A 3,523-nucleotide genomic window follows, 5' to 3' on the forward strand; every position below is an offset into this window, starting at 1 on the left:
GGCTTTGCGCAGCAGCCGGCTTGAGCCCCGGTTCGATGCCGATCACCGGCAGCGCAGGATAAGCGCTGCGTATCGCCTTGATGGCGGCAGTGGTGGCGGTATTGCAAGCCACCACCAGCGCCTTGGCGCCTTGCTGCAGCAGGAATCCGGTCACGGCCAGCGAGCGCGCGGAAATTTCCGCTTCCGATCTGTCGCCGTACGGCGCATAGGCGGAATCGGCAAAATACAAGAGATCTTCCAGCGGCAGGTCCTGGTGGATATGCCTCAGCACCGACAGACCGCCAATGCCGGAATCAAAAATGCCGATGGGCGCGCTTTGCGCCATCGGCATTTCCTGAGTGTTGCCAGTCATCTGTGCAACGAATCAGATGGCAGTGACAGGGATTTTAGACAGCGCAGCATGCGCGATCTTTTCCTGCCATTCCTTGGGTCCGGTGTTGTGCACCGAGATGCCGTTGGAATCGACCGCTACCGTCACCGGCATGTCCTTGACGTCGAACTCGTAGATCGCTTCCATGCCGAGGTCGGCAAATCCCAGCACCTGCGCCGACTTGATCGCCTTCGACACCAGGTAAGCCGCGCCGCCCACCGCCATCAGGTAGGCCGATTTGTGCTGCTTGATCGACTCGATGGCGACCGGGCCGCGTTCCGATTTGCCGATCATCGAAATCAGTCCGGTCTGTTCCAGCATCATGTCGGTGAACTTGTCCATGCGGGTGGCGGTAGTCGGGCCCGCCGGACCAACCACTTCATCGCGCACCGGATCGACCGGACCGACGTAATAGATCACGCGGTTGGTGAAATCCACCGGCAGCTTCTCACCCTTGGCCAGCATTTCCTGGATACGCTTGTGTGCGGCGTCGCGGCCGGTCAGCATCTTGCCGTTCAACAGCAGGGTCTGGCCCGGTTTCCAGGAAGCGACTTCTTCCTTGGTCAGCGTGTTGAGGTCAACCCGTTTCGATTTCTCGGTATCCGGCACCCAGTGCACTTCCGGCCATTCCGACAGCGATGGCGGTTCCATGTAAGTCGGACCCGAACCGTCGAGCACGAAGTGGCCGTGGCGGGTCGCCGCGCAGTTCGGGATCATCGCCACCGGCTTCGACGCCGCGTGGGTAGGGTGCATCATGATCTTGACGTCGAGTACGGTGGTCAGGCCGCCCAGGCCCTGGGCCCCGATGCCGAGCGCATTGACTTTCTGGAACAGCTCGATGCGCAGTTCTTCCGTCTTGTTCTGCGGGCCGCGCTTGAGCAGGTCGTACATGTCGATATCTTCCATCAACACTTGCTTCGCCATCAGCATCGCCCGTTCCGCGGTGCCGCCGATGCCGATGCCGAGCATGCCCGGCGGACACCAGCCGGCGCCCATGGTCGGCACGGTCTTCATGACCCAGTCGACCAGCGAATCGGAAGGATTGAGCATCACGAACTTGGTCTTGTTTTCCGAACCGCCGCCCTTGGCTGCGATCTGCACGTCCACCGTATTGCCGGGCACCAGTTCCATGTGCACCACGGCCGGCGTGTTGTCCTTGGTGTTCTTGCGCTCGAACTGCGGATCGGCCACGATCGAAGCGCGCAGCATGTTGTCGGGATTCAGATAACCGCGGCGCACGCCTTCGTTGACCGCATCGGTGATCGAACCCTTGAAGCCTTCGAAGCGCACGTCCATGCCGATCTTCAGGAACACGTTGACGATGCCGGTGTCCTGGCAGATCGGCCGCTTGCCTTCGGCGCACATGCGCGAGTTGGTCAGGATTTGCGCAATCGCGTCTTTCGCCGCGGGACTCTGTTCCTGCTCATAGGCGCGTGCCAGATGCTGGATATAGTCGACGGGATGGTAATAGCTGATGTACTGGAGCGCAGCGGCTACCGACTCGATGAGATCTTCTTGTTTGATCGTGGTCAGGGTGGCTAGGGTGGTCATGGCGTATCTCTGTATCTCTTTATTAAGATGCTCGGTAAGGAAAAGTGCGGAAATGGCTGATGCGGATCAATGTTCCTGGCTAGCCTGGTTCTGGGTCGCGGTCATGATGCGGTCGCACCAGGCGATAGCCAGCGCCGACAGCAGGAAAGTGATGTGGATGCCGGTCTGCGCAAGCAGCGTTTTTACATCGTAGGCGTTGGCGTTGATGAAAGTCTTCAGTAAATGGATGGACGAAATGCCGATGATCGCCATCGCCAGTTTCACCTTCAGCACCGAAGCATTCACGTGCGACAGCCACTCCGGCTGGTCCGGATGGCTTTCCAGGTTCATGCGCGAGACAAAGGTTTCATAACCGCCGACGATCACCATGATCAGCAGGTTGGAGATCATCACGACGTCGATCAGCCCCAGCACCACCAGCATGATGGTGGCTTCGGTCAGCTTGGTCGGACGCACCGCGCCATCGATCGTGACCACGTCGAGGATGTGGTTGAGCGAGGCGGCATTGCCGAACACGGCGCCGATCAGGTCGGTCAGTTCGACCCAGAAATGGAAGACATAGACGCATTGCGCCAGGATCAGGCCCAGGTACAGCGGCAATTGCAGCCAGCGACTCATGAAAATCAGGTTCGGCAGGACGCCGATGGCTTTTTTTGGCGCAGATGGTTGCATGTTGCTCATTGGAATTATCGGGAAGGGGGAAAGCGTCGCTATTTTACACTTCTTGCACGGTTTTCATGGACTGCGGCCAGCTGGCCACCGCAATCCCGGTCAATACCAGCGCCAGCGCCACAAAGTGCGCCCAGCTAAGGCTTTCATGCAAGAACACCACGCCGATGAAGGCTGCCGCCAGCGGCATCAGGGCGGTGAAGATGCCGGCCACATTGGCCTGCACGTGCTTGGTGCCGGTCAGCCACAGCCAGAACGCGATCACGCTGGCCGCCAGCGCATACCAGAAGACCAGCAGCCACATGCCGGGCGTGACCTGGCTGAAATCGTAGGACAAGGCCGCTGTCAGCCCGAACGGCAGCATCAGCAGCAGGCCGAACAGATGGCTGTAGGCAGTGATCCGCATCGGCGACAGGGTTTGCGTCAGTCGCTTGGACAGCACTACATAAGTGGCTTCGCACAGCACCGCAGCCATCACGAACAGGTTGCCTATCAGCGGCGTCTGGCCGCCGTCGCCGCTATCGCCCTTGCTCAGGTTGAGCACGGCAATACCGGCAATCGCCAGCAGGATGGAAGCCAGCGTACGCGGCTGCAGCCGCTCCTTGAGGATCAGGCGCGACAGGATCGCCACCGCCGCCGGCAGGGTGCTGGTGATCACGCCCGCGGCGGTAGCGGTGGTGTGCTGGACGCCGTACAGCATGCACAGGGTAAACAGGAAAGTACCGAAAAAAGCCTGGCCGAACAGGGTCAGCCATTCGTGGCGCTCCAGGCGCGGCGCCGCCTTGAAGAACTGCGGCGCCATCACTACCACGGCAATCACAAAGCGCAGCAGGCCGAACACCAGCACCGGCATCACCGCGATGATGGCCTTGCCGAAACCGATATTGGCGCCTACCAGCATCATGGCCAGTGCCAGGTAAGCATAAGATTTTG

General features: G+C 60.2%; 4 protein-coding genes. All 4 read right to left on the reverse strand.

Annotation, left to right across the window (positions count from 1 at the left end; translation table 11 throughout):
- On the reverse strand, positions 1 to 352 hold a 352-nt coding region (locus JWQ61_RS21410; RefSeq protein ID WP_304362297.1), incomplete at its 3' end, for a glutamate racemase.
- A gap of 12 nt (positions 353 to 364) precedes the next feature.
- Positions 365 to 1,903, reverse strand: a complete 1,539-nt coding sequence (locus JWQ61_RS21415) for a fumarate hydratase (protein WP_304362299.1) — start codon at positions 1,901 to 1,903, stop codon at positions 365 to 367.
- A gap of 84 nt (positions 1,904 to 1,987) precedes the next feature.
- Complete coding sequence (locus JWQ61_RS21420) at positions 1,988 to 2,602, reverse strand: TIGR00645 family protein (RefSeq protein ID WP_304362298.1); 615 nt, start codon at positions 2,600 to 2,602, stop codon at positions 1,988 to 1,990.
- A gap of 34 nt (positions 2,603 to 2,636) precedes the next feature.
- Positions 2,637 to 3,523, reverse strand: an 887-nt coding sequence (locus JWQ61_RS21425; RefSeq protein WP_369684914.1) for a DMT family transporter, incomplete at its 5' end; no start/stop codon positions are given.

It is taken from the genome of Collimonas fungivorans, from assembly GCF_028292705.1.
In the GTDB taxonomy this organism is placed as follows: domain Bacteria; phylum Pseudomonadota; class Gammaproteobacteria; order Burkholderiales; family Burkholderiaceae_D; genus Collimonas; species Collimonas fungivorans_B.

Excerpts from the sequence above, each read along its gene's own strand:
- JWQ61_RS21420 (WP_304362298.1), bottom strand. The coding sequence starts at position 2,602 with ATGAGCAACATGCAACCATCTGCGCCAAAAAAAGCCATCGGCGTCCTG.